The sequence below is a fragment of the Terriglobus albidus genome (assembly GCF_025685425.1).
GTDB classification, from domain to species: Bacteria; Acidobacteriota; Terriglobia; order Terriglobales; family Acidobacteriaceae; genus Terriglobus; species Terriglobus albidus.
Genome location: NZ_JAGTAS010000056.1, coordinates 293,156 through 318,711, shown reverse-complemented (window position 1 = coordinate 318,711; position 25,556 = coordinate 293,156). Strand labels below are relative to the sequence as shown.

Here is a 25,556-nt window from a genome sequence, read left to right as displayed (position 1 = left end):
CCGCAAAGAAAACGCAGCTGCAGGCCCCTTCCGGGATACCCAGCAACAGGAAAAAAGCTCTAGTCCAGCACAAGAACGACATCCAGAAAGCGCGGACCGTGGACACCCTTAATACGAGTCATCTCGATGTCGGCCGTAGCCGATGGGCCGGAGAAGAATGTAATGGGAGCGGTATTCCAGGCCTGTAGCAGGCGCATCGCCTCAGGTACCGTCTTCACGACGGAGCTCGCAAAGACAACGCAGAGGTGATAGTCCGGCACCAGGGTAATAGCCCGGCGTCCCTGCCCTGCTGTGTTGCGGACGACGATGCTGCCCGTATCGGCAATAGCCACCGTGCAGCCGGTCAATACACCGTCCACACGATCCAGTTCGCCGTAGGGCAGATCGTGATCGACAACAAAATCGACTCCCTCGGCAGGCAGCCATGTGGGGTCCGTTCCCTCAGGAATGGCCATCCTCGACTTACCGCGCTTATCCAGCAGAGCTTTCACAACACCGGCGATCTCACCAGGAGCACAACGCTCGACGGCTGCATCGTAGTCCAGCAGGCGATCTTCCAGAAGATGCAGAATCTCCTCACGGCTCAACGCTGAGCCGGCAAGGAAGCCGCGCGAAATCTGATGCCAGGCGGTTGCCTTGTCTCCGAAGCCCGCAGGCTTCACAGCACGGATCTTCTCAAGAATTGCAGAACGAGCATCAGCCATTGCGGACCTCCTTCTTGTCGCGCTTCTCCCACCACTCGCGGAAGGTCTCATCGGGCATGGCCTGCAGGTCACGGGCCTGAGTCCAGCCACCCAGCATTCCGGGCAGCCACCCGATCCAGCCGTCACGGTTCACCAGCGGCTTCTCGGCGGTACGGCCGAACTTCTGTGCCGCGCGGAAACGGGCTTCACTTCGGAAGATGTTGGCCATCACGCGCATCGCAACCGCTTCAGGATTGAGTTTGCCGAGACCTTTGGTCTGCTTCTCCACCACCTTGTGGCGCAGGTGGATCAGCACCTCGGGGATGTTGATCTTGACCGGGCAAACCTCATAGCAAGCGCCACAGAGAGACGATGCATACGGCAGGCTCTCCGCATGATGCAGCTCCTGCAACTGCGGCGTCAGGATGGCGCCAATCGGCCCCGCATACACACTGCCGTAGGCGTGACCGCCGGTCTGGCGATAGACAGGGCAGGCATTCTGGCAGGCGCCGCAACGGATGCAATGCAGCGTCTGGCGTCCCTCTTCGTCGGCCAGAATCTCCGTACGAGCGTTATCCATAATGACGACGTGGAAGTTCTTCGGCCCATCGCCCTCGTGCACGCCCGTCCAGATCGAGTTGTACGGGTTCATTCGCTCGCCTGTGGCGGAACGCGGCAGCGTCTGCAGAAAGACCTCGAGGTCCTGGAAACGTGGAATCACTTTATCAATGCCGGCGATGGTGATCAGTGTCTCCGGCAACGTAAGGCACATACGTCCGTTGCCTTCGCTCTCGACGATGCAGACACTACCGGTCTCAGCAATCAGATAATTCGCGCCGCTCACTGCCGTTGGCACAGTAAGGAACTTATGACGCAAGTAGGAGCGTGCGGCTTCGGCAAGATCGGCAGGAGTATCGCCGAGATCTTTGAGTCCCATCTTCTGCTTGAAGATCTCACGCACCTGGTGCCGATTCTTATGCAATGCGGGAACGACGATATGCGACGGCTGATCTTCGCCGAGCTGAATGATCAATTCGGCGAGATCGGTCTCAACCGCCATGATGCCGGCGGCTTCCAGCGCATTGTTGAGGTGGATCTCTTCCGAGGTCATCGTCTTGATCTTGATGACTTCCTTGGCGCTAACCTCCCGCGCAAGACGGGTTACGATCTCGCAGGCCTCTTTGCCGTCGCGCGCCCAATGCACATGACCGCCGGCTTTGGTGCAGTTCCGCTCGAACTCTTCCAGATACTGATCCAGATAGCGAAGCGTATGCTGACGAATCTGACTGCCGCTCTCGCGCAGCTCCTGCCAGTCATCGCGCTCTTCCACCATCCGCTTGCGCTTCGCTTGAATGACGTCGGTAGCATGGCGCACATTGCGGCGCAACTGCTGATCGCCAAGAGACTTCTTCGCCGCCTTCGGGAAGGCCGGCGACGTGGCCGGATCGAGTGGGATACGGCTCATTGCCCTGCCTCCTCGCCGGCGAGGATCTCCGCCAGATGAATGGTATGCACGCCGGCCTTTTGACGATGCAGAGAACCCTCCAGGTGCATCAAGCAGGAGTTGTCGCAAGCGGTGCAAACCTCAGCACCGGTCTTCAGCACAGAACCGATCTTCTCTTCCAGCATGGCGGTTGAAGTATCAGGATTCTTTACGGCGAAGGTTCCTCCAAAGCCGCAGCAGCGATCGAGATTTTCGATCTCAATCAACTCAAGGCCCTTCACCTGACGAAGCAGTTCCATGGGACCGCCCTTGATGCCGAGGTTGCGCAGACCATGGCAGCTTGCGTGATAGGTCACCTTGTGCGGATAGTAGGCGCCCACATCTTTCAGACCAAGACACTCGGTAAGGAACTGAGAGAACTCCCACACCTTGGGCAGTAGCTGTTTCAGCTCTGCCTTCAGTGTTTCATCCTTCAACTGCTCCGCCATCAGCGGATAGTGATCTTTCATCATGGCAACGCAACTGCTCGACGGCACCACGACTGCTTCCGCATTACGAAACTGCTCGACAAAACGCTGCACCAGCGGAAGTGCTTCCTTCTGGTAGCCGGTGTTCCAATGCATCTGCCCGCAGCATGTCTGGCCGGCAGGAAACTCCACCGTATGACCTAACCGCTCGAGCACACGTACAACCGCCTTCCCTGTTCCGGGAAAAAGCGTGTCGTTATAACAAGTGATAAAGAGTGAGACCCGCAGAACGCCTCTCCTTGTTCCAACGGTATATGCCCCAAGGAGTTGATGCAGTGCAATGACACCGTTAGTCAACACTGCTTTGTCCTGGAACCAGTCAATCGGAACGAGTCAATCTTACTTGCAGCAACTACTTTTTGGCAGGCGGGGCAGGCAGTGTATAGATGACTTCACCGGGGCGGGTATAGTGCAGTTCTTCCCTTGCCTGATGCTCAATGGCACTCGGGTCATTCTGCAGACGCTCGATGTGACCTGACATCTGCTCGTTCTCTTTTTGCAGACGCTTCAGCTCTATATCCAGCTCTTTGGCTTCACGTTTCTTCTGCTCATACATGGTCAGACCATTCTGGCCGAAGATGACGTGATACCCGAGTGAAACCGCCAACCCCACAGCCGCAACAGTTGCAAGCTTGCGGCGACCGCTATAGAGCCGTTCACCCGCGCCGATCAATCTGTTCCAGAGGCTGGAAGAGTTCCTCATACAGTTCCAGAAGTATCGACGACCCTCGCTGCGGTCAAGCAAAACTCTTTCCCCGGAACCCGGCTAGATACAGGGCGTGGAATACTCCTATGCATGACAGAGCCCGTCTTAGTTCTGACAACCGTCGGCACGCGGGAGACCGCGGAGGCGCTAGCGGACATTCTGGTGCACGAAAACCTGGCCGCATGCGTGAGCATCAGCGGACCGGTACGATCGGTCTATCGCTGGCAGGGCGTCATCGAACGCAGCGAGGAATATCAGCTCACGATCAAATCGCTCGGAACAAATCTCAACCGGATCGACGAGAGAATCAACAACTTCCATGCCGAACGTCCGGACGGATATTCCTTACCGGAGTTACTGGTCGTGCCACTGACAGGAGGCAGCGCGGCGTACCTTGCGTGGTTACGGGAGAACGCGCAGCCCGGCTAGCTACGCTTTGATATCCTTTTCATTGTCTGATGCAGATTCTTTTCGCAGTCGCCGTGCTTTCCGTGTGCGCTCTTCTATGGGCGTCCTGGGCTATTGCGCGTCACGTCCGCAAAGCCGCTTCGGCAGGCCAAAAGCCTGGGAATCTGACCGCAGAAAATATTTTTGAAAAGCACCACGACGTGTCGAACATCGAACACAAAGAGAGTGTTATACCGATGCGTCGCCAGCCGCACGGACGACCGTGGTCATCGAATGACGCGGGCGATCTGAGCGACCCGTACCAGCGACCGCGCTCCGTGCAGCGTCGCGCCGCACACTGATCGACATCCGCAAGTCCACAGACACTAACCGCTGTATCCTTTCCAGAGGTCATCCGATTGTATGAGTAGTTCCGCCATTCGCGAGATCACCATCGCGCACTCTCCTGATTCCGACGACGCATTTATGTTCTATGGCCTGGCGACGAACAAGATTCGAGTCCCGGGCTACAAGTTCAGCCACACGTTAACGGACATTGAGACTCTGAACCGGAAGGCCATGAATGAGGCCTTTTACGATGTGACCGCCATTAGCTTCCACGCCTACCCCTATCTGCAGGACAACTACGCGCTGATGGCCTGCGGCGGCTCCGTTGGTGATGGCTATGGTCCGATGATCGTGGCTCCGAAGAAGCTGACTACGGATGAGGTCAAGAAGGTGAAGATCGCGGTTCCGGGTACATTGACGACTGCCTACCTGGCCCTGAAGCTCTTCGCTCCTGATGTTGAGACCGCAACCATTCCCTTCGATGAGATTATTCCGCGTGTCGCCGGCGGTGAGTTCGAGGCGGGGCTCATTATTCACGAAGGACAGCTCACCTACGGAAACAGCGGACTGCATAAGATTCTGGACCTTGGGCAATGGTGGCGTGATGAGACCAATGGTTTGCCGCTGCCGTTGGGCGGCAATGCAATTCGCCGCTCGCTCGGCTCGGATGTCATGAAAACTACGACCCAGGCGCTGCGTGACAGCATTCAGCATGCCCTCGACAACCGCGAGGCGGCGCTGCAATATGCCATGCAGTTTGCGCGCGATCTCGATACCAGCCTGGCGAACCGCTTCGTCGGCATGTATGTGAACGAGCGCACCCTCAACTATGGCGATGATGGGCGTGAAGCGATCAAGAAGCTGCTCGAACTCGGTTACGAGCGCGGCATCATTCCGCACAAAGCCAAGGTTGATTTCATCGACTAGAACATTTTTCCTGTAGGTGTAGTTTAGGGCTTCCGCATCTATGGGCGTTTTCCGCAAATGAAAACGCCTCGCACTTCCTCTCCCGGGATACCCAGCAACAGGGAAAATGATTCTAGTACGACACACTTATGGCGAACGACGATCTGAAAATCGAGATACCCACCCTCGGGCCCGCATCCTTGCCCGGCATCAAGGTCGCTGTCCTTGGCGCCGGCAAGATGGGCGGCATTCTGCTGCAGGCCTTCCTGAAGAACAACCTGCTGCACCCGGAACAGATTATTGCCACAGTGGCACATCCGGAGCGCGCACAAGCCCTCTCCGTCCAGTTCCAGGTGGAGGTCACGACCGATAACCTGGCGGCAGCCAGAGCGGCCGACATCCTTCTGGTCGGCGTAAAGCCGACTCAGGTTCCAGCGCTGATCGAAGAGATCAAACCGGCGCTGACGCCGCAGAAGCTGATCGTCTCTTTTGCCGCTTCGGTAAAGACCAGCGCGATTGAAGAGGCTGCCGGGATTAATATTCCGGTGATCCGCGCGATGCCAAACACACCTTCCATGCTGGCAGCGGGCGTTACGGCGCTTTGCCCGGGGCGCTTCGTCTCTGGCGATCAGCTTGTGACGGCGCAGAAAATCTTCAATACGGTAGGACGTTCCGTCATCGTTGATGAAAAGCATATGGACGCGGTGACGGGGCTTTCCGGCTCAGGCCCGGCGTATGTGTACATCATCGTGGAATCCCTGGCTGAGGCCGGCGTAAACGTCGGGCTGCCCCGCGATGTGGCCACACTGTTGGCCGCGCAGACGGTCTTTGGCGCCGCGCGCATGGTGCTGGAGACGGGGTACCATCCAGCCCTGCTCAAAGACCAGGTGACAACGCCCGCCGGCTGCACTGTGGATGGCATTCTGGAGCTGGAGGAGGGCGGACTCCGGGTGACCCTCATCAAGGCCGTAAAACGGGCTACAGAGCGAGCTAAACAGCTCGCAGCGGGGTAAGGACAACTTCAAGGGAAAGAAGAAGGGCAGCCCCTCGGGGCTGCCCTTCTGTTTCTCTGGACCGCAATTACTTCCTGCGGGCCGGGGCGTGGTGTACCGGAGCCTTAGGCTTCGCCGGAGTCTTCTTCGGCTGGTCCACGACAGCGTCCTTCATTGTGATCATTACCGGAACGGCCTGTCCGGGGCTCTGGGTGTAGGAGTCATAGGTACCGGCAACGGTGATCTTGTCACCAACTGCGGGAACCTTGGTGAGAGGTTCCTTCAGGTTGAAGGTAAAGTCGGCAGTCTTGGCCTGGACGGCATCATCGGAGACGGAACCCTTGATGACCGACTCCGTCGCTTCAACCACAACCACGTCAGGAATCTTTACGTCCTTACCCTGCAGCACAGCCCACATCTTGTCGGCATCTTCCTTCTTGCCGTAAGCCAGGATGAACTCGCGGTCGCTGAGAGCCAGCGTCGAGAGGTCCGGGGTGGAGGAGATGGTCTGGGCAACGATATCAGCCGGCGAAGGAGCCGGATCGATCTTGAAGTCAGCCGGAGGATTCAGGCTGGACTTGACAGCGGCCTGCACGGTCTCATAACCATCGGCCTTGCCGTGGTACTTGGTGTAGCAGTACTTGGCGGTAGGAGCGTACTGGCTCTTATAGGGCTCTGGAGCGATCTCGACGAAGCGGGTGGTGTACCAGGTGCAGTTCACGTAGTCAGGCGGAGTGGACTGCAGATAAGCCAAGCCGAGGAAGAAGGTGTCCTGCAGGAAGGGTCCGGGAGTAGCGGTCTGCTCGACCGGAACAGCGGCCAGCTCCTTCTTGTAGTTGTCGATCGCTGTGGCAGTGTCCTTCTTGTTGAGGGCGGCAGAGGCGATTGCGCTGTACAGGTACGGTGTCGCCTGCTTGATCATCGCATCCCAGGTCGCCTGATCGATGTCCTTACCCTTCGTCGCGGTCAATGCCTTCTTGGCGGCATCGGCGGCCTTGTCGAGTTCAGCCTGCTTCTCTGCCGGATCCGTCTTCTGATCGGCCATACCCTTGTGCAGACTCATCTCAGTGGTAAGGCCGCGAAGATTCTGCGGATTTACCTGCAGGAGTTTGTCAGCAGCACTAAGCATACCGGCAGGATCATTGAGCTGACCGTAGGTGCCCATGATGAGCTCCAGGACGCCCTCTTTCACGCTGCTCTGCGGATACTTGTCGAGGTATGCCTGCAGAGCGGCAACCTTGGCCTTCGGATCGGCGGTCTTCGTGGCCGCATCGTAAGCGTTGTACTCTTCCTGCGACATCTGCACGCCGCCACCCTGGGCTTGGCCCATGTTGGCCGTTGCTGCCACCAGGGCGATAGGGGAGGCCGTGACCGCGGCGGCCGCCAGGAACGAGGCGAACAAAACCTTCTTCATTTGATAAGGCTCCTAAGTACTCTCAAAATCTACTGTGCGATGTCTATGAAGGTACAGCAGGGAGAATTTTTCCCCGATGGACCAGAGGTTCACTGCACGACAGCGATTGCGCGCTGCGCCGCTTCGCCCTGCCATAGGGGGTTGATGCGGATTATAAGAAGCCCGTTGCTCTCTGGCAAGAGGTCGAAAAGAGCCGGACGTAACGAGGAACTGCGGCATATCCTTCACCGTCACAGTGGTTTGACCACCTTGTAACGGGATCATGACAACCTATAGACGCTCTCTTCGGGAAACTGTCACTGTATTTGTCCGACAGGCCAGGAGCTGACGTTGCCCCTCTCCGGGCGGACCTTTCGAGTGTAACCTGCGCCCATTTGTGGGGTTACGGCCGCTTTATCCACAAAATCTTGGGTTGCCCTTGTTGATTCATGCCGCCCGCCATGCACACAATTGATATGAGGCTCTGGAGCGTCCAATGTTCAAGGACCCTCACGGCCTGTTTCGGTTGGAGGCACCCATTCCATGCTCAAGTTGAAGCGCATTCAGATTCTCGGCTTCAAGTCTTTCTGCGATCGCACCGAGGTTCAACTCGCCGGCAACGGCATTGCGGCCATCGTAGGCCCGAACGGTTGCGGCAAGTCGAATATTTCGGACGCCATTACGTGGGTACTGGGTGAACAATCCGCCAAGAGCTTGCGCGGAACGAAGATGGAAGACGTCATCTTCGCCGGAACCCGCGACCGCAAGCCGACAGGCATGGCCGAAGTCTCTCTGACGCTGGTGGACCCCGAGGTCTATGACGGCCAGTTGCTGGCGCCGGGCGAGACACCCGAGATCGAGATTGAAGACGAGCATCCCGAAGACAGCACGGCTATCAAGCCCAACGGCGACTGGGATGAAGCTGCCCTGCGTGCGGAGCGCGCCGCGGAGACCGAAGCCGCGGTTCTGGAAGCGCAGCCTGGCCAGGTAATCGATGGCGAAGCGCATCCCCAACAGCAGCTCGAGGGTATTCCCGAGGGCGATGCGGCCAACAACGTCGTTCTGAAGATCCGCCGCCGCAAGTTCAATCGTGCCCCTGTGCGCGCCGGCGAGATCACCGTAACCCGCCGTTTATTCCGATCCGGCGAGTCCGAATATCTGATGAATGGCAAGATCTGCCGCCTTCGGGACATCCAGGACGTCTTCCTCGGAACCGGTCTCTCCGGCGAGAACTACGCCATCATCGGTCAGGAGCGCATCGGCCAACTGCTGAGCTCGAAGCCTCTGGACCGCCGCTCCATCATCGAAGAGGCTGCCGGCGTTACCCGCTTCAAGACCAAAAAGCGTCTGGCTGAGCTTCGCCTTGAAGCTGCAAAGCAGAACCTCGCCCGCGTCAACGATATCTTCGACGAAGTCACACGCCAGATGGCCAGCCTGAAGCGCCAGGCGGCCAAGGCAGAGCGTTATGTGGCCCTGCGCGATGAGCTTCGCACCAAACTGCGGGTTGTGCTGGCAAGCAAGTTGGCGCAGATGGACGCAGAACAGGCGAATACGGCCCAGCAGATCGCTTCTCTGACAGAAACAATCGACACTCAGGCCGCGGAGATCGAAACTTTGGACGCCGAAGCCAGCACCGGCCGCGCCCGCGGCTATGAGCTGGACGCCGCCATCCGCGAAGCAGGTGTCCGCTCCAACCAGACGGCCGTCGAGCTTGAACGCGTGGTGGCTCGCACTGCCTCGAACACCGACCGCATCTCCGAGTTGGAGACGCGTCTTGAGACAGGCAACGCCGAGCTGGCCCAGATTCGCCAGCAGATGGAGACTCTGGCCGCTGAACGTGCCGAGACACAGTCGTTCCTGGAGTCGGCAACGGCTGAAGCTACTGCAGCCCGCGAACTGGCTCAGCAGAAGCAGGCTGAAGCCCAGGAAGCGGTGCGTGCAGTAGGGTCCTCAGAACGTGAAGCCGAGGCACACCGTCAGCAGGCCATCCAGTGGATGCAGCGCACGTCCCAGGCCCATCGCGAAGAGGCGCAGGCCGCTGAGTCGCTGGCCGGCCTGGAGCGCGAAGCCGAGCGCCTGACGGCCGAGTCGGAGACAGCCCGGCAGGAGCTTGAGGCTCTGGGGCAACGTCGTGGACAGGTTTCGATGGAGTTTGAGTCGGCCACCGACCGCCTGCAGCGCCTTGAAGCAGAGATCGCCGATCTGCGCATTCAGCTTGAGAGCAAGCGGTCGGAAGAGGCTGAGACCAAGCGCCGCGGCGATCAGCTTCGCGCCGAGGTTGCTACCCTGCTAGGCCGCCGTAACTCACTGGAAGCCCTGATCCGTGAGCACAGCTATTCGACGGATACTGTCCGCAACATCTTCCGCCACAATGCAGCGGCCAGCGCGGTTGCGCCCATCGGAACTCTTGCCGACTTTCTGGAAGTTGATGGCCAGTATGAACAGGTCGTCGACGAGTTCCTGCGTGACGAGTTGAACTACATCGTCGTCAAAAGCTGGGACGCCGCCGACCAGGGCATGCAGATGCTGCGGTCGGATGTTGAAGGCCGTGCGACGTTCCTCGTGCATCCTCCGGACTCACAGGCCCGCTTCCCTTTCACTGCGGGCATGGAATCCACGGCGAACACAACCGGACATTCCGGCATTGTGCCGCTGAAGAACTGCATTCGCGTCTTGAACGGTTTCGGCAAATCCCTTGAGGTTGTCCTGCCGAAGCTACGTGAGGGATATGTCACTCCGGACTCTTCCACCGCGCGTGACCTTGCCCTGCAGAATCCCGACGCCTTCTTCCTGTCGCCCTCCGGTGAGACCTTCCATAACGTCACGGTTACCGGTGGACGTCCGCGCGGCGAAGGACCTCTGGCCCTCAAGCGCGAGCTGCGTGAGATTCAGACGAAATTAGAAGCTCTCGAAGCAGAGCTGTCGCAAACCGAGATTCATGCGGCTACCCTGGCCCGTCAGATCACTGAGCTGACGCAGCTTCTGGAGCATAAGCAGGCTGAGCGCCGCGAAGCCGAGCGAGAGTCTGCCAACCAGGGTGCCGCCCTGCGCCAGATGGAGTCAGAGGCTGCCCGCATTGAGCGCCGCCTGGCAGACTGGCAGCTCTCTGTCGAGCGCAACCGCGAGGCTCGCAACGCTAAGCAGGACCTGATCAGCCGCAAGCAGGAAGAGGCTGCGAAGTACGAGGCCGAGCGTGTCGCCGCTGAAAGCCGTATCGCCGAATTCACAGCACGCATGGACGAGCTGCGTCTGAGCCGCGAGGTGCTGCAGTCTGAAGCCGCCGCTGCGTCAGCCCAGCTCGCCGGCCTGGAAGAACGCCGTCGCAACGCAACGGCCGCCTTTGAACAGAACCAACGCATGTTCAACGGCCAGCAGCAACGGCTCCTCCAGATGGAGCAGCAGCTTACCTCCGGAGCTACGGAGAAGCAGCGTCGTGAAGAGGAGAACCTGCAACTGGCCGAACAGCAGACCGTGCTGGCAGCGCAGCGGGAGCAGGCGATCTCCGAACAGCAAACACTCACCTCTGAAGCGACTGCACTCCGCGCCTCGCTGACGGAGCTCGAACAGAGACTGAAGACGCTGCGTGCCGAGACGGATGCGCAGCGGGAAAAGCGCAGCGCACTCACCGCACAGGCAGCACGCCTGAGCTCTGATATCGAACATCTCGAAGCACAGACCATGGCGGACCTTGGCGTGGAGGCAGCCGAACTGCGGGCTGACGAACTCACTCTGCGTATTAGCGGCGATGAGCTTGCCGCCGCCGGCGAAGAGACAGGCAATCTGAAGCAGAAGCTCGAGAACATGGGACCGGTCAACATGATGGCCTTGGAAGAGTTCGCCGAGACCGAGCAGCGCCACGGCTTCCTCGAAAGCCAGCGTAAGGACCTGCTGGACTCGATCGAAAACACCCAGCAGTCGATCAAGGAAATCGACGAGGTCTCGCGTACCAAGTTCGAAGAGGCCTTTGCTCAGATCAACGAGAACTTCTCAACCACGTTCACCAAGCTCTTCAATGGCGGCCAGGCCATGATGAAGCTGACCGATCCGGACAACATCTCCGAGAGCGGTATCGACATCATCGCTTCGCCTCCGGGCAAGAAGCTGCAGAACATTCTGCTGCTCTCCGGTGGAGAAAAGGCACTTACCGCCTTCTCCCTGCTGGTCGGCATCTTCCTCTACGCTCCGGCGCCGTTCTGCATCCTGGACGAAGTCGATGCGCCTCTGGACGAAACCAACGTTGGCCGCTTCGCCAAATTGGTAAGCGAGATGTCAGCAAATACCCAGTTTGTGGTGATTACCCACCACAAACGCACGATGTCAGAAGCCGACATGATCTATGGCGTCACCATGCAGGAGCCGGGCGTCTCGCGCATTGTCAGCGTGAATCTGAACCGGGCGGACCGGACGACGAACGCAGCCTGAACGTGAACGACCGACGCACCAGGGGCCTCCATCGCGAGGCCCCTGGTCTTGTGTGGGATACCCGACATGACATCCCATCCAAACCTTCCTGCAATCCAGCCATCCAACGTAGATGCATGTTGCTGGGTGCCCAACCCGAGCCGAGGAGTCCATCCGCGCCGGAGTACGTGTGGGATATGGTCAATCGGTCTCCGCTGCGGTCTCTATGGAACCTGGAAGGCATCAGCCTGCGCGTAGTGCTGCGGCGAACCGCGCGATCGTTCCTGAAAGATGACTTGTTGGGCCGCTCAGCACAATTGGCGTATTACTTCCTGTTTGCAGTCTTCCCGGCTCTTATCGCAACCAGTTCCCTGCTCGGCATTGCGGCCAAATCTGCGACAGGGTTTTACATGAAGATCCTGCAATATCTCGCCAAGGTGATCCCGCCAGAGGCATTCGACCTGGTATTGCGAACCTTTCATCAGACGACGGCACATTCCACGACCGGAAAGGTCACCATCGGCTTGCTAGCGGCACTATGGTCTGCCTCCGTCGGTGTTTCGGCCATGCAGGAGGCGCTCAACTCGGTCTATAACATCCGGGAATCGCGCTCATACCTGCGCGCGCGTCTCTCAGCCATGGTGCTGACGGTCGTGATCTCCATCATCCTGACCTTCTCTCTGTCATCCATGCTGGGAGGCGACCTGCTCGGACATTGGCTTACGGCAACGATTCACCTTCCGTCAGTGTTGGGTTGGACGGCGCGGATTCTGGGATATGCCGTGGGCGGTTCCTTCCTGGCATTAGCAATCGCCTTGCTCTATTACTTCGCGCCAAACTTCACGGTCCGCGCCTGGCGATGGCTCACCCCTGGAGGAGCGCTCGGCATCTCCTGTTGGCTGCTGGCATCTATCGGGCTGAGAATCTATCTTCAATTCTTCAACAACTACTCTGTCACCTACGGCTCTCTGGGCGCTGTCATCATCCTGCTTACGTGGTTTTATCTGACAGCCCTCACAATCCTGCTGGGGGCGGAGTTTAATTCAGAGCTTGAGGCGGCAATCGCCGAACGCAAGCTCGCGCGGGAACAGCTCTCGCATCCGGCTAAGCCACGGAATGAAGCGGCCTAGAACATTTTCCCTGTAGGTGTAGTTCACAGCATCCCCATCTATGGGCGTTTTCCGCAATGAAAACGCCGCAGCACGCCCCTTTCGGGACACCCGACGACAGGGAAAATGCTCTAGAACGTATTCGCGCCGCGGTATCTTCGCGCAGCCAAGTAACCGCTTGATACACTCATGTTTTCCCCATATGCATCAGGCGTTACTTCAAACCGACCTGCCTCTGCCGCTCACTGCTCGCGGTAAGGTACGCGATATTCTGGCGGTCAGCGACCGCGAACTTCTGTTCGTTGCCACCGACCGCATCTCGGCATTCGATCATGTGCTGGGCTCTGGCATTCCGGACAAGGGTAAGGTGCTTACGCAACTCTCTCTCTTCTGGTTTGAGCACCTGAAGGAGATCGTCTCCAACCACCTGATTACCGCCGATGCCGCAGCGTACCCGTTTCCGTTGCCGGAATATGCCACGCAGCTCCAGGGGCGCTCGATGCTGGTAAAGCGGGCGGAGATGTTCCCGGTTGAGTGTGTCGTTCGCGGATACATCTCCGGTTCCGGTTGGAAGGACTACCAGAATACCGGCATGATCTGCGGCATTCCGTTACCCAAAGGCCTTCGCGAGTCCGACCGGCTGCCTGAACCGATCTTCACCCCCGCAGCCAAGAACAACGTTGGGCATGATGAGAACATCTCGTTCGAGGATGTGATCCGGGTGGTCGGACGCGAAACGGCGACCAGGCTGCGGGATCTGACACTGGCCATCTATGCCAAGGCCTCGGCTCATGCCGAATCGAAGGGGCTGATCCTGGCGGATACCAAGTTCGAATTTGGTGTGATCGATGGTGCTATCACGCTGGCGGACGAGGTGTTGACGCCGGACTCCTCACGTTACTGGCCCGCCGATCTGTACTCGCCGGGCGGGGCGCAACCCTCCTTCGACAAGCAGTACGTGCGCGATTACCTGGAATCGATCCACTGGAACAAGCAGGCTCCGGCGCCCGCTCTGCCAGAAGAGGTCATCGTCAATACCCGCGCCAAGTATCTCGAGGCCTATCAACGCATCACCGGCCACCCTCTTGAGGTGTAGCCAAAGAGTCAACAGCTAAATCCACCGGGTGTCACTCAAAATAGGAGTAATGACCCCGGTGGACTATGCCATCGTCGCTTTGCTTGCCTGGTCGGTAATTGCCGCCTTTCTCCGCGGCTTGATCCGGTCACTGTTTTCTTTGGCAGGCATCGCGCTCGGCATCGTGCTGGCGGGTGTGTACTACGAGCGGGTAGCCGCGCTTCTGACCCGATGGGTCACAGCCCGGTCGGCCGCTGAGACGGCGGCGTTTCTGATCATCGCCTTTGCGGTCATGCTTCTGGCAACGCTGGCCGGCTTTGCTATCCGTAAAAGCTGTGAGGCCATTGGACTTGGCATGGCTGACCGTCTGGCAGGCGCCTGTTTTGGATTTCTGAGGGGTTGCCTGGCGGTTACGGCAATTGTTATGGCCATTGCGGCTTTTTTGCCCAAATCGACGCTGTTTCGCCAGTCGTACCTGGCTCCCTATTTCCTAACCGCATCGCATGGGGTATCCTTCATCGTGCCAACTGATTTTCAGCAGCGCGTGATGAACGGTGTCTCGCAACTCAAAAATGAGGCCGCTATGGTCTCAGGACATCGGTAGTAAGAAAACGACTGCAACTTCGAATGAGGAAGAAATGAAGCGAGAACTCGAGACTTTAGTCGCACAGATGCACAATGCAGGAATCAGCTATACCGATGCTGTGCGCGAGTTCAAGAAGCGCTACATCCTCGAAGTGCTTGCTCGTCATCGTGGCAACCAGTGCAAGGCTGCTGAAGAGCTGGGCATGCACCGCAATACGCTCTCTCGTACCCTGGCGGAGCTGAACATGGACTCGCACGCCATCCGCAATGGTCTTCGCCGTCCCGTGCGCAGTGAGCGCAATGTGGAGCGGCCGGCATTCAATGTTGTTGCCGGCGCACGCTAGAGCATTTCCCTATAGGTGTAGAGCAGGGCTTTCGCTCTATGGGCGTTTTCGGCAATGAAAACACCGCTGCACACCAATTCCGGGATACCCAGCAACAGGGAAAACGCCCTAATCTCGTTCTTTCGCGTCTAACTCTTCGATGAAGCATCTTCGCATCACCGTGGCCGCAGTCTTGTTTGCCGGCGCCGCGTGGTCGTATGTCGGTGCGCAGACTCCCACCAAACCAGTCTCCGCCAAACAGGCGAGGAAGGCCGCCGATGCTTACCTGGAGGGTGCGCGGGCGCTGGACCGGAACGATCTGGTTGCTGCGGAAAAAGCGTTTGCCAGGGCTTTCAAGCTGGATCCATCCAAGGCTGAATATGCGGCCGCCGCGCTCACCGCCCGGGAACACCGGGTCACGGGGCTGGTACAACAATCAGCCAATGCCGGGCTCTCCGGCAACCTGACGGATGCATCCCGGCTTCTGGAACAGGCTCGTGCTCTCGCTCCGGACAATCCTATCGTCACGCAGCACTTCGCCAACCTCGACACGACGCCACGTGTTGAGGCGGTGCCCACCTTGCCTGCCGATGCGACACCACAGCTTGCGGGTCCGATCTCCCTGGTCCTCAAAAACACCCCGATCAGCCTGCATCTGCGGGGAGGAGCGCGCGAAGCCTATGTGGCAGCCGCTAACCAGGCCGGTCTTCACGTTACCTTCGGCAACGGTCTCAGCGGCGAACAGACAAAGATCGATCTCGACGGCCTGACCTATCAGCGTTGTCTCGATATTCTTGGCCAGCTCTTCCATACCTTCGCCGTACCCATTGACGAACACACGATCGTCGTTGCCAACGATACCCTTGAGAATCACGACCAGTACGAGCATCTCTTTCAGGAGACGGTATACCTTGCCGGCTTGAACAACAATCAGATGACGGAGCTGGGTAATGTTGTGCGTCAGGTCTTCGACATCAAGCTGGCGACCGTCCAGGTCAATTCAGGGAACCTGGTAGTACGAGCGCCGGAGCAGTCCATCAAGGCCATGAATGCGGTGCTCAGCGATCTTCTGGATGGCGGAAGCGAAGTTGTCTTTGACCTGAAGGTCTATGCCCTGGACACCTCGCGTACGCGGAATGTAGGCATCATTCTTCCAACGCAGCTTAGCGCTTACAATCTTGCCTCACAGGCGCAGAGCATCATATCGGCAAACCAGAGCCTGATCAATCAACTCTATGCAGCCGGCATCTTCACCTCTTCGACAACACCGACCCAGATTGCGCTGTACCTGCTGGCGTCGGGCGTTGTCAGTTCCAGCCTGTTGTCGAATTCGTTCCTCGCTGTTGGCGGAGGCCTGACGACCACTGTCCTGTCGGCCGGACTCACACCGATACTGAACCTGGGTTTCACTTCATCCGACTCGCGTGCGCTGGATGACGTAATGCTGCGTGTTCGCGATCGGGAGCAGTCCACTTTCCGGGCGGGAACGCGGTACCCGATCGCGACCTCTCTCTATTCGGATCTCACTTCGTCATCAAGGACCTCTTCCCTTTTGTCCCAATATCTGGGAACCAACTCCTCATCGAACCTGCTGAGCAGCGCTATCCCGCAGATTCAATATGAAGATCTGGGACTGACCTTCAAGGCTGAGCCGACCATCCAGAAGACCGGGGACATTCACGTCAAGATGGACTTCAAGATTGAAGCCCTGGCTGGAAGCTCACTGAATGGCATCCCCGTGCTTGCAAGCCGGCAGTACGCATCGGACGTTACGACGCAGGACGGAGACACCATCATGCTGGTCTCAGCCATGTCGGAGCAGGAGGCATACGCGGTAAGCGGCCTGCCGGGGCTGAGCGAGTTGCCTGGCTTTGGCAGCACAACGAACAAGCAGAGCTCGCGCAGCAAGAGTGATCTCGTTATCTTGCTGACGCCGCACATCGTTCGCAGCCGCCGTAAAGGAAATGCCGGCCCCCTGGTTCCGATCACCGTTTCCAACAACTAAGTTATGGGCGGACTTGATTGATTTCGCCCCAATCGATATAGTTGTTCTTGGAACGGGCGGGAGTAGCTCAGTGGTAGAGTGCTTCCTTGCCAAGGAAGATGTCGCGGGTTCAAATCCCGTCTCCCGCTCCAATAAAGTCCCTCCACTGCTGTCAATCCCTACAGCATTCGGCGCGGTACCCAAGTGGTAAGGGAGAGGTCTGCAAAACCTTTATGCGTCGGTTCGATTCCGACCCGCGCCTCCAAACTCCCCAACAACTTAGAAATTCAGCAAAAGCTTCTAGACTAGTCCAGCGTGCACGATGGCCCCTTGTGGCGATTCGCGTACCAGACTAGAGGAACATTTAAGCAAGGTGATGTTGGGCCGCAAGGTGTCATATTTTAGACACCCTGCAGCCTTGATGTTAAGGAACGCGTATCGCTTTTACCGTAAGGTTGGCTGGAGCAGGAGGGCCAAAATTTCCCGTCGAAGCAGGTCCGCCGGTCACGGTGAACTGAATCTCGTCTTCCGTCATTGTGCCTTTGTAGTACTGCTTTGCAGGCTGGTCGCTTCCCCTCCAGACATAGAATGAGATCGTGTCCCCGTCTACTTTGGCGTCGAATACCTCATTAGACACAGGAGAACCACTCCCGGCATCCAGCCGCGCGGGCGCGAGTGTTCCTGAAATCTGATTCCCGGCTTGGTTCAGTTGAAGAATTACCGTCGCCTCGCCTCTTCCCATAGGAATTTTGAGAGCCCACTTGCCTGAGAAGTTTGCAGCGAACGCTGAGGCTGAGGAAACCAAACACACGAGGATGATGGCTCCTTGAATGAATCTTCTTCGCATTACGTTGACCCTTTCTTTTCGGAAGCACTCGGTTAGATGGTGAGGATAAAGCGGGCGTACCTCGTCAACGTTGGCTTACCGGAATCTCTCACCGAGCTGATGATATGAGTCGTGTCTCCGGGGTTTGCATTCGATGGGACTTTGACATCGACGCACGTTCGCGACCGTGCTCCAATGCAGCAAGAGAAGTGTAGCCCCTGTCATTTACCTGTAAGGAGCTTCTAGATTCAATAGTTTGGTTTGACGATCTTCATTCTGCACGAGTCATCGATTGGCGCGTAGCCGAACACGAATCCCATTTCGCCGTTCCAAAACTCCGATCGTAGCGGGTGTTCCCTGTCCTCCGAAGTGATTGCTACGGCAATCAAATAGTATCGAGAGCCGCATGGCCGTCATACGCTCTCGAGCCAAACCCTCTCGCAAAACTGATTGACTGAGGCCAGGTTCAAACAAAGAACCTGGCGTCCTTAGCACGCTTATTGGTCGGCTTTCCGCATAAGATCTAACGCCGCATCGGTGATTTTGTTTTCAGCGCAGCCGGGCTTCAGCCTCGAACCAATCACCTGAAACGAAAGGTGGCTATAAGCATCGTCTGAGTAGATATAGCCGGAGTTTGCCCCGCCGTTCGTGAGCGTTGAGATAACGAGCTTATTCGCCGGGGCCGTGTTCTTAATCTTCAGTCCGATATTTGTGTAGACTTCCCCATTGATCCCGGTGAAATAGATGTCACCTATGCGAACCAGACTCACCATCAGGTTTACGTCAGCGCCATCTTTATAGGGTGGCATCCCGTTCTCACGGATGGGATGATCCGTGTCCAAACGGTCGCGTCCGGGACAGGTGAACTTTTCCTGGCCGCCCCAGATGCGCGCCTCGGCAACAGGTTGAATGTCATGACGCATGAGATAGAGAGTTTTCTCGGCGATCAATACACCCATCATCGTCACATCTGTGCTGGTACGATCAATTGCTTTCCGATACGCAGCGAGATTCTGCTCCGGCACTGGCTTCAGGCCTGCGGCAGCAGTAGCGGGGTTGAAATTGCTGGCTGGAGCTGGCGGAGGAGGCGGTGCACCGATCGTCTCGGTGCCAGGCACTGTCTCTCCCCGGAACGCGGTCAAAAAGTTTTCGCGTAGCATCGGGTTCTGATCCCCCGAAGTTCCCTGTGTGAAGATAGCGACTGTCCCGTGGTCGAAATGTTCTTCGATCGTGCGCGATGCTTCTCCTGGGAAATCTGCGCTGATGACACCTGAAAGATAGAAGTTGATCGGGTGCATGGCGTAGTTCATATAGACGCCAATCGGAATGTAGTCAGCCCCAATGAACTCAACGACGGATAAGGTCTTGTCTGAGATGCCCTGCGGGTTAGGCTCTTGCCTCCACTCCAGCTTGCTGTTGAATAGATCCCGATTTACATTCAGATCGACGTTTGCGCGCCCATATCCGACGGTTGCCGGCGCTAGCTTCGCTTTTGCCTCCGTAGCAGCCTTCACTATCCCATCCGCGACCGTGGCCGAGGATGGTGCACCGCCAAAGCCATCGGTCGATCCGCTATGAGTGTGCGTTGCGGAAATCAAGATGTTTTCCTTCGCACACCCAGTCGCGGAAGCTACCCGCGGGAGTGCAGCGTCATACATGTCTTTGCGGATCGCCCCTTGATCGACACCAATCAACACCGCGCAACTGTCACCCGAGTCGGCAACGATGGCACGTGCATACAGATGATCCCGGATCGTGTCCGTCTTGAGCTTCAGTTCGTCTGGCTTCGGCGTAATATCGATCATCGCCGCACCCGCCCGCAACGAGTAGATCATTTGCGCATTGCCAATACCCGCCATACTGCACGCCAGAGCGGTTCCCAGAACGATCACTGAGGCCTTCGAAAGGCTAACGTTTTGCACGGTTCTCTCCTGAATTTATGGTTGTGAAATGCAAGGTATAGGTAGCGGTTGATTTGCCATTCGGTGAAGTTACGACGATCCTGGCATCTCCCGAGACAGGAATATCAATGTTCTTTGCAGCTAAGAAATCCGCATTGTTCACGGTCAATGCAGATGTCCGGCCTAAGGTACATATTTTTGACTCCCCCTAATCAGGAACATCTTGTCGTTATCGGAGTCTCGTGCCATGCGGACACCCGGTACGATCTCTTCTGACACATAAGCTGTACGGTCCCGGCGATCGATCGTGTACTGAAAGTTCGCAACGTCGCTATTTGTGTTGCCCTCCTTCATTGCGACCGCACGCAGTGTGTACCAGGTCTTCAGGCCATGGTTCCCCTCATAAACACCGCCGACAAAAAGTACCTGTAATGGGTCATAGATGGAACTCTTCGATGTGGGTTGGCTACCGTCCCAGGTGTAGTGGATAGTGACGCCCGGCTCTGAACTACGCAGCGTGACCGACTCTGTGGTCGAATAGGAGCCCGGAGCGGGAAAAGCCGTGGGAGGAGGAAGTTTAGGTCCATGCCCTTGCGGTTCCTGGGGACCGAACTGCGCCCACAACAGCGATCCAGTCATCGTGAGTACGAGGGGCCATGCTTGCTGCACGATGCGTTGCTTCATAAGGGAAAGTAGAGATCTTGGGCCCCAGCAGCGAAAGGTCCTTTACCTGCTACTTACAGGAATCATGCTCTTGCTTTCAGTGTTTCGAAGGGCAGACCGGAGCATCAGACTAGTCCGGTTTACCAAAAGGTGGCCTTCAAAATGCGGGTATGGCCGGGGATTCCATTGACCACTTCGGTGGCAAGAACGGCTTCCACGTTCGCGCCTTTCCATCCCTTGGGAGCAAGCGCAAACAGTTCTCTGGATCGCTCTGGGATGGCAGAAAACTCCGCCGCGGCTTCCGTGCTCATGGGACCAATCCCCGCGATCACAACGACGGGGCCGTCCGTGATCTCGGAGTTGAATCGCGCCACAATGCTGTAGTCGGTTGTGATTTTGTTACGCGGCATGGAGAAGTCGACGCCTCCGACATGGCTGCCGTCTTTCGAATCGAGGATGCACTTACAGGCCAGATCCCCAAATCGATATGGAAGCGTCTGAGTCACGCGCAGGACCCAAGGGTTGTTATAGGCGCCCACAAACAGGACGGGGCGGGCATGCACGTTGGAGAGATCGGTAGCCAGGACAGCCTTCATCTGACAATCTGCCCCGATGCGGGCCAGAACCAGGCAAGCACGCATCGCCGATGATGCGTCTCCAACGGAGACGTAATGATTCGTACGGTAGATATCCGATGACAGCGGCGGATCGGAATCCATGGACTTATCGTCGGCATGAGGAGTCAGTTGTCCGACCACGGCCAGTACCTGACCATTGCCAGAACCGGCAAAGCCGCGCCACAAGGCCGGAACCTGCCGCCTCGACTGAAAGCTCATTACACCCCAGACGCAGGCCGCGATAATTGCGACAGAGACAAAAACCTGCGCGAAAACTGGAATCGGGCGCCGTTTCCTCCGGGCGATCGCACCGGGTTCATGCTCGCCAGGAACTGTCTGAACGGCCATAGCGGGAGCGGCAGAGACCGATTCAAGGCGCGTGTCTGGTTGAATCGCCGCCAGAGGCATGACATGGGGCGGCTCCGGAAACCGGAACTCGGCTACATAGCTTCCCGGCGGCAATGAGATCCGGACCCGCGCCAAGTCGCCGGCGATGTCATAGTACTGCGCCAGGCGCTTTCGAATCTCGCTCGCGCCCATACGAACAATCGGATCGGAACTCGTCTCGTAACCGGGAGTGCGGGAGAACAGTACGATTCCGAGCTGACGTTCGCGGAGCTTCTCGGTTTCGCCGTCCAGCGTATGGCGGACGCAATACTCCAGCATCGCTGGATAGCGCTTGCTGCTGCGAAATGGAGCACTTTCCAAAATGAGCGCCAGCTCGGAAAGGATCAGGGCCTTTTCTTGGGCAGAGAACGAAATGGTAGCAGGAGTAGCCATTGCCTGTTCGAGACGAAGCACATTTTATGCGCCTTCAACTCAAACTCACAACAACCATATAGAACTGCAATGAGCCTTTCCCTGCGTGCTCCCCCAGATACCGAGCCGTCCTGCCGAGTGGTCAAACCTTTCGCAGATCGTAAAGTCCTGTCAGGTCTGTAAACCATACACATGGTGACCATTGACCCAGACAAGAGTATGAAACAGGTCCGGCGTCGTATTCGCCTTCAGAACGGAAAGCGTCTCCCGCGCAACACACTTCCCGGCCAGTTGCTGCCCCAATTGCGGTCGCCACACAGCGTGGAGGGCTCTGGCCATTCAAGCGGGACGACGCCGGCTGCAGCAACGAAACATTGATGAGGAGCGCATTCGTGCGCCGACTCCGAGCCGTCCTCAACGTTTTGGCTTCAATCTCATCTTTCCTTATTCAAATTGGCAGCAATTTTTATCGATTCGGATATAAGCTGGGCGAGATTGCAAACGAGGACTACACCGATGCCGGAAACTCCTATGTCCATTTCCCACCGAACGCGATGGCTACTTTGTGCTGTAGCGCTATTGCTGGGGGCTTGGACATCCGCCTCGAACGCGGAAACGATCGTCTCAAAAGAAAACTGGGGCAGCTTACCCGACGGCCAGGCAGTCGAACTCTTCACCATGCGCGATGGTCCGCTGATCGTTCAGGTTTCCAACTACGGTGCGCGAATCGTAGCGATACGCGTACCGGACCATAGTGGTCAGACCGGAAACATCGTTCTCGGCTTTCCAGGTGTCGAACGCTATCTGGAACCACGCAATGCAGTGATGGGTGCAACGGTCGGGCGATTCGCAAACCGGATCGCGCGTGGGCACTTCGCGCTGGACGGAAGCGAATACACCATCCCGCCCAACAACAATGGCAACGCTCTCCATGGTGGGCCGCTTGGCTTCAATAAGAAAGTCTGGACCGCCCACGTGCTCAAGAATGGAGTCGAGATGTCGCTGGTTTCCCCTGATGGCGATATGGGATTTCCAGGCAATCTTTCTGTTCAGGTCACATTCACACTGGTCAAACACGGGCATGACCCAGCCCTCTCGATCGTCTATCGCGCGAGTACGGACCGTACTACGGTGATTAATCTCACCAACCACGCCTTCTTCAATTTATCCGCGACAGGAGAGGACCCAGTGTTTGATGACGTTGCATGGATTGATGCGGATCGATATACCCCGGTAGATTCCAACGGTATCCCAACCGGTGAGATCGAAACGGTGCATGGAACCGCCTTCGATTTCACAACTCCTCACGCGATTGGCGAGAAAGCTCCTGAACGTGGCTATGATCAAAATTTCGTACTTAGTGTGCATCACAACACATCGCCAAATGCGGAGATAAGAGATCCGAAGAGTGGCCGCACCTTGCAAGTGATCACGGATCAGCCTGGACTACAGTTCTATGTCCCAAGGCTGCCTCCTTCCGCGTCCGTTGCATCCCGACCCGGAATTGCCGCCTTCTGCCTGGAGACACAACATTTCCCCGATTCGCCAAACCACCCAAACTTTCCTTCGACGACGCTCCGCCCCAAACAGCTATTCAAGTCACAAACGCTCTATGTATTCCGGGTGGACAAGAAATAGAGCATCTTTCCTGTTGCTGGTGATTCCGGAAAGGGTGTGAAGCGGCGTCTTCATGCGGAAAACGCCCATCGATGCGGAAGCCCTAGTCTTACACCTCCAGGGAAATGCTCCAGGCACGTGAGACCAAGATCTCACGTGCCGATGAGGTCCTTTGTAGTTCCTCCCGCACAGAATGTTTCCTATTTACTTATTCTGAGGTTGTCGAATTGCACGTTCGACCAATCGCTTCCAAAGCCGGCCATTCCTGCAGAGTGTGCGGTATCTTGAACCAGCGAAAGTTGCTTCCCGTCTAAGAACGCGGTAATCGAGGCTCCCTGGAATTGCAGTTCCATCCGATGCCAGCCTTGCTTGAGATCAGTATGTCCCTGCGCCAGAGCTGCCGGGGAATTTTTGAATCGCGTCGATAGTAATGACCAGTTCCCATTCGCTGCAACTTTGAGAACATAACCGCTGGGATAGAGAGCGTTGTGATCCTGGAAGACGTCCGCGGAATCTATCCGGCCCTGCACTGTTGCGATACCGTCCTTAGGCAGCATCACATCGATACCAATTTTGTAGTCGGTCCACTTGACATCACCAGCCATGGTGAATGGATCGGGTCGCGGCGACCATGGCGTTGGCCTTTCCGTAATCTTCTGTTGTACGCAGCGGCCGGCGCGTCCCTCACATGCAATCGCCTCAAATGCACCGTCCTGATCGCTCAGATACTTCGCGGTTCGACCGATCTCGACTGCTTCAAAATCGTCAGAATACGGAAAAGGAAATGCCGCGGCCGCCGGCGGATGGCTTGTGCCGCGAGTTTGTCCGGTCGTTGTCGTGACGGTGTAGATGGAGCCCGGTTCAAAGTCATACGTCACGCGCCCATCTTTCACCGGAGTAGCAGCAACCTGTTCAAACGTCTTTGTTGCATTCGTCTGCCAGACGAACGCCGTTCCGTTGCTCAGCCCCTTACTCAACTGCAGTGTGACGTGTTGCACACGGTTCGCGGATGTGGTCTCCAGGATGATGCTCCAATCCGCAGGCTTGCTCCCTGATAGAGGAGCGTGCATGGCCACATAGGTACCGCTATCGTCAGGCAAATAGCCCGTAGCAGAATCCATGTACTTCCATCCCGGTTCGACGAACTGTGTCGTATGCGCCGTTACCCAGATTGTGGACTGGACTTCGTAGTTTCCCGACCAGGGCGTATTGGCGTACATCAGACCGGAGTTCGGCGCCGCAAGCAGGTCGTAGTACGAAGTGATCGGACTCCATATCTCTGTTTTCGTAAAGTGCGCCTTAATGTAGTTCTCGTTGTAGCGCCGCGCCAGGATACGTCCTCCATGCGCCCAATCGCGCGCGATAAACGGGCCGCTCCCAGGGTTTGGTTGATCTTCACTGGACCAGACCCGGCGTTGCGTATCCTGAATCGCTGCCGGTGCGATCCCCGGAACCTCGGCAGGATAATGCACACCAATCACATCGACTGCTTTGTCCAGTGCCGGGTCGGCGTTCACTTTATCCAGCACCGTGTACATGCCTGAGTTCGGGGTCATATCGCAGCAAACGATCTTGGTCTTCAGGCCATGCTGGTCAAGCACCGTGCGCAGCAACTTTACCCATTCATAGTCAGGACGGCGCTCATTCCACGCTCCGGTGTATTCAATATTCAAACCTTGTTTCTGCGCACCCTCCAGGAAGTCGGCGACGTATTCCGCCATGTCCTTACTGAAAAACTTGCCATGTCCCACCCAGCCAGGAGCACCCCACGCGAGCGTATCCAACACAATTGCCGGGTTGCGCTTCCGGGCTTCCTTCATCAACCACCATTCATATCCACGGGAATAATCATGGTCATTCGCTGAACGCATGTGGCTGGGCTCGGACCCATCCGTGGAATTAACGTCCGATCCAATTTCAACCTTCAAATGTTGCAGTGAAGCACCAAACTTCGGCTTGAACAAGAAGTCCAGGATCTCGGAGCGCTGCGGCTCCGGATAATCAATCAACAACCGTGAACTGGCTCCGGCACTCACCGCGCCCAATCCTTCAAATACCTTGCCAGAGCTGGTTGCGTCCAGGTGGATCGTCGTCTGTGCCACGCCACGTGTCCCCGACAGGAGCCCGGCTACAGCAGTTAAGACCAAAAGAGCGCGGTGCATGGAATTCATAGTGCCCCTTTTTTGCTGGGAAAACATACTTAAAACGATCTGGAAGAACCACGAAGTCGGTGGACCGCTTGGAAAACAGTTGGTTTCCGATGCGTTCATCGCAGGTTTCGAATGACAGAGATGAGCAAGCAGCCACTCG

Annotated in this window: 21 protein-coding genes and 2 tRNA genes; 12 read left to right on the top strand and 11 right to left on the bottom strand. The window is 57.2% G+C overall.

Features of this window, described 5'->3' with window-relative positions; translation table 11 throughout:
• Positions 1 to 59: 59 nt before the first annotated feature.
• The 4 genes from OHL21_RS15890 to OHL21_RS15875 form a co-directional block, all read right to left on the bottom strand.
• Positions 60 to 704 carry a LutC/YkgG family protein gene (locus OHL21_RS15890; protein ID WP_263418263.1) on the bottom strand — a complete coding sequence of 215 codons (645 nt, stop codon included), beginning with the start codon at positions 702 to 704 and terminating at the stop codon, positions 60 to 62.
• On the bottom strand, positions 697 to 2,148 hold the full coding sequence (locus OHL21_RS15885; RefSeq protein ID WP_263418262.1) for a LutB/LldF family L-lactate oxidation iron-sulfur protein: 1,452 nt from the start codon (positions 2,146 to 2,148) through the stop codon (positions 697 to 699). The genes OHL21_RS15890 and OHL21_RS15885 overlap by 8 nt, the downstream gene beginning before the upstream one ends.
• A complete protein-coding gene (locus tag OHL21_RS15880; RefSeq protein ID WP_263418351.1) occupies positions 2,145 to 2,882 on the bottom strand; it encodes a (Fe-S)-binding protein in 738 nt (245 codons plus the stop codon). Before OHL21_RS15880 ends, OHL21_RS15885 begins: the two co-directional genes overlap by 4 nt.
• A gap of 124 nt (positions 2,883 to 3,006) precedes the next feature.
• Entirely contained in the window at positions 3,007 to 3,357 is a 351-nt protein-coding gene (locus tag OHL21_RS15875) for an FtsB family cell division protein (protein WP_263418261.1), read from the bottom strand.
• A 93-nt stretch (positions 3,358 to 3,450) separates the two neighbouring features.
• On the opposite strand from OHL21_RS15875, the gene cutA reads away from it, so the two are divergent.
• The 3 genes from cutA to proC all read left to right on the top strand — a co-directional run bounded on the left by cutA (position 3,451) and on the right by proC (position 6,014).
• On the top strand, positions 3,451 to 3,789 hold the full coding sequence (gene cutA, locus OHL21_RS15870) for a divalent-cation tolerance protein CutA (protein WP_263418260.1): 339 nt from the start codon (positions 3,451 to 3,453) through the stop codon (positions 3,787 to 3,789).
• Between the two features lie 381 nt (positions 3,790 to 4,170).
• Positions 4,171 to 5,022: an MqnA/MqnD/SBP family protein gene (locus tag OHL21_RS15865; RefSeq protein WP_263418259.1), complete on the top strand. Its 852-nt coding sequence runs from the start codon at positions 4,171 to 4,173 to the stop codon at positions 5,020 to 5,022.
• 128 nt (positions 5,023 to 5,150) lie between these two features.
• Positions 5,151 to 6,014: a pyrroline-5-carboxylate reductase gene (gene proC, locus OHL21_RS15860; RefSeq protein ID WP_263418258.1), complete on the top strand. Its 864-nt coding sequence runs from the start codon at positions 5,151 to 5,153 to the stop codon at positions 6,012 to 6,014.
• Positions 6,015 to 6,081: 67 nt separating this feature from the next.
• Here the strand turns inward: proC and OHL21_RS15855 are convergent, their stop codons facing one another.
• Positions 6,082 to 7,407 carry a hypothetical protein gene (locus OHL21_RS15855; protein WP_263418257.1) on the bottom strand — a complete coding sequence of 442 codons (1,326 nt, stop codon included), beginning with the start codon at positions 7,405 to 7,407 and terminating at the stop codon, positions 6,082 to 6,084.
• Positions 7,408 to 7,929: 522 nt separating this feature from the next.
• On the opposite strand from OHL21_RS15855, the gene smc reads away from it, so the two are divergent.
• From smc to OHL21_RS15815, 8 genes are all read left to right on the top strand, one after another.
• Positions 7,930 to 11,808, top strand: a complete 3,879-nt coding sequence (gene smc / locus OHL21_RS15850; RefSeq protein WP_263418256.1) for a chromosome segregation protein SMC — start codon at positions 7,930 to 7,932, stop codon at positions 11,806 to 11,808.
• 176 nt (positions 11,809 to 11,984) lie between these two features.
• Positions 11,985 to 12,917, top strand: coding sequence for a YihY/virulence factor BrkB family protein (locus tag OHL21_RS15845; RefSeq protein ID WP_263418255.1), 933 nt, complete (start codon positions 11,985 to 11,987; stop codon positions 12,915 to 12,917).
• A gap of 181 nt (positions 12,918 to 13,098) precedes the next feature.
• The gene (locus tag OHL21_RS15840) at positions 13,099 to 13,992 is read left to right on the top strand and encodes a phosphoribosylaminoimidazolesuccinocarboxamide synthase (RefSeq protein ID WP_263418254.1); all 894 of its coding nucleotides are present in this window, start codon (positions 13,099 to 13,101) and stop codon (positions 13,990 to 13,992) included.
• Between the two features lie 49 nt (positions 13,993 to 14,041).
• Entirely contained in the window at positions 14,042 to 14,575 is a 534-nt protein-coding gene (locus OHL21_RS15835; protein WP_263418253.1) for a CvpA family protein, read from the top strand.
• A 34-nt stretch (positions 14,576 to 14,609) separates the two neighbouring features.
• A complete protein-coding gene (locus OHL21_RS15830; protein WP_263418252.1) occupies positions 14,610 to 14,900 on the top strand; it encodes a helix-turn-helix domain-containing protein in 291 nt (96 codons plus the stop codon).
• 139 nt (positions 14,901 to 15,039) lie between these two features.
• Positions 15,040 to 16,884 (top strand): type II and III secretion system protein, encoded by a 1,845-nt coding sequence (locus tag OHL21_RS15825; RefSeq protein WP_263418251.1) that lies wholly within the window; start codon positions 15,040 to 15,042, stop codon positions 16,882 to 16,884.
• A 56-nt stretch (positions 16,885 to 16,940) separates the two neighbouring features.
• Positions 16,941 to 17,015: transfer RNA gene (locus OHL21_RS15820), tRNA-Gly, on the top strand.
• A 38-nt stretch (positions 17,016 to 17,053) separates the two neighbouring features.
• Positions 17,054 to 17,128: transfer RNA gene (locus tag OHL21_RS15815), tRNA-Cys, on the top strand.
• 159 nt (positions 17,129 to 17,287) lie between these two features.
• Here OHL21_RS15815 and OHL21_RS15810 read toward each other — a convergent pair.
• The 5 genes from OHL21_RS15810 to OHL21_RS15795 all read right to left on the bottom strand — a co-directional run bounded on the left by OHL21_RS15810 (position 17,288) and on the right by OHL21_RS15795 (position 21,671).
• Entirely contained in the window at positions 17,288 to 17,500 is a 213-nt protein-coding gene (locus tag OHL21_RS15810) for a hypothetical protein (RefSeq protein ID WP_263418250.1), read from the bottom strand.
• A 242-nt stretch (positions 17,501 to 17,742) separates the two neighbouring features.
• The gene (locus OHL21_RS24530) at positions 17,743 to 17,886 is read right to left on the bottom strand and encodes a hypothetical protein (protein ID WP_399258745.1); all 144 of its coding nucleotides are present in this window, start codon (positions 17,884 to 17,886) and stop codon (positions 17,743 to 17,745) included.
• A gap of 300 nt (positions 17,887 to 18,186) precedes the next feature.
• A complete protein-coding gene (locus OHL21_RS15805; protein ID WP_263418249.1) occupies positions 18,187 to 19,611 on the bottom strand; it encodes a neutral/alkaline non-lysosomal ceramidase N-terminal domain-containing protein in 1,425 nt (474 codons plus the stop codon).
• Positions 19,612 to 19,773: 162 nt separating this feature from the next.
• Entirely contained in the window at positions 19,774 to 20,274 is a 501-nt protein-coding gene (locus tag OHL21_RS15800; RefSeq protein WP_263418248.1) for a chitobiase/beta-hexosaminidase C-terminal domain-containing protein, read from the bottom strand.
• A 119-nt stretch (positions 20,275 to 20,393) separates the two neighbouring features.
• Positions 20,394 to 21,671, bottom strand: coding sequence for a hypothetical protein (locus OHL21_RS15795; RefSeq protein WP_263418247.1), 1,278 nt, complete (start codon positions 21,669 to 21,671; stop codon positions 20,394 to 20,396).
• A gap of 411 nt (positions 21,672 to 22,082) precedes the next feature.
• Here OHL21_RS15795 and OHL21_RS15790 point away from each other — a divergent pair, with 411 nt between their 5' ends.
• Positions 22,083 to 23,267 (top strand): aldose epimerase family protein, encoded by a 1,185-nt coding sequence (locus tag OHL21_RS15790; RefSeq protein WP_263418246.1) that lies wholly within the window; start codon positions 22,083 to 22,085, stop codon positions 23,265 to 23,267.
• A gap of 179 nt (positions 23,268 to 23,446) precedes the next feature.
• Here OHL21_RS15790 and OHL21_RS15785 read toward each other — a convergent pair whose 3' ends face one another.
• The gene (locus OHL21_RS15785) at positions 23,447 to 25,417 is read right to left on the bottom strand and encodes a glycoside hydrolase family 30 protein (protein WP_263418245.1); all 1,971 of its coding nucleotides are present in this window, start codon (positions 25,415 to 25,417) and stop codon (positions 23,447 to 23,449) included.
• Positions 25,418 to 25,556: the final 139 nt, after the last annotated feature.

Excerpts from the sequence above, each read along its gene's own strand:
- OHL21_RS15890 (WP_263418263.1), bottom strand. The coding sequence starts at position 704 with ATGGCTGATGCTCGTTCTGCAATTCTTGAGAAGATCCGTGCTGTGAAG.
- OHL21_RS15885 (WP_263418262.1), bottom strand. The coding sequence starts at position 2,148 with ATGAGCCGTATCCCACTCGATCCGGCCACGTCGCCGGCCTTCCCGAAG.
- OHL21_RS15875 (WP_263418261.1), bottom strand. The coding sequence starts at position 3,357 with ATGAGGAACTCTTCCAGCCTCTGGAACAGATTGATCGGCGCGGGTGAA.
- cutA (WP_263418260.1), top strand. The coding sequence starts at position 3,451 with ATGACAGAGCCCGTCTTAGTTCTGACAACCGTCGGCACGCGGGAGACC.
- OHL21_RS15865 (WP_263418259.1), top strand. The coding sequence starts at position 4,171 with ATGAGTAGTTCCGCCATTCGCGAGATCACCATCGCGCACTCTCCTGAT.
- proC (WP_263418258.1), top strand. The coding sequence starts at position 5,151 with ATGGCGAACGACGATCTGAAAATCGAGATACCCACCCTCGGGCCCGCA.
- OHL21_RS15855 (WP_263418257.1), bottom strand. The coding sequence starts at position 7,407 with ATGAAGAAGGTTTTGTTCGCCTCGTTCCTGGCGGCCGCCGCGGTCACG.
- smc (WP_263418256.1), top strand. The coding sequence starts at position 7,930 with ATGCTCAAGTTGAAGCGCATTCAGATTCTCGGCTTCAAGTCTTTCTGC.
- OHL21_RS15845 (WP_263418255.1), top strand. The coding sequence starts at position 11,985 with ATGGTCAATCGGTCTCCGCTGCGGTCTCTATGGAACCTGGAAGGCATC.
- OHL21_RS15840 (WP_263418254.1), top strand. The coding sequence starts at position 13,099 with ATGCATCAGGCGTTACTTCAAACCGACCTGCCTCTGCCGCTCACTGCT.
- OHL21_RS15835 (WP_263418253.1), top strand. The coding sequence starts at position 14,042 with ATGACCCCGGTGGACTATGCCATCGTCGCTTTGCTTGCCTGGTCGGTA.
- OHL21_RS15830 (WP_263418252.1), top strand. The coding sequence starts at position 14,610 with ATGAAGCGAGAACTCGAGACTTTAGTCGCACAGATGCACAATGCAGGA.
- OHL21_RS15825 (WP_263418251.1), top strand. The coding sequence starts at position 15,040 with ATGAAGCATCTTCGCATCACCGTGGCCGCAGTCTTGTTTGCCGGCGCC.
- OHL21_RS15800 (WP_263418248.1), bottom strand. The coding sequence starts at position 20,274 with ATGAAGCAACGCATCGTGCAGCAAGCATGGCCCCTCGTACTCACGATG.
- OHL21_RS15785 (WP_263418245.1), bottom strand. The coding sequence starts at position 25,417 with ATGAATTCCATGCACCGCGCTCTTTTGGTCTTAACTGCTGTAGCCGGG.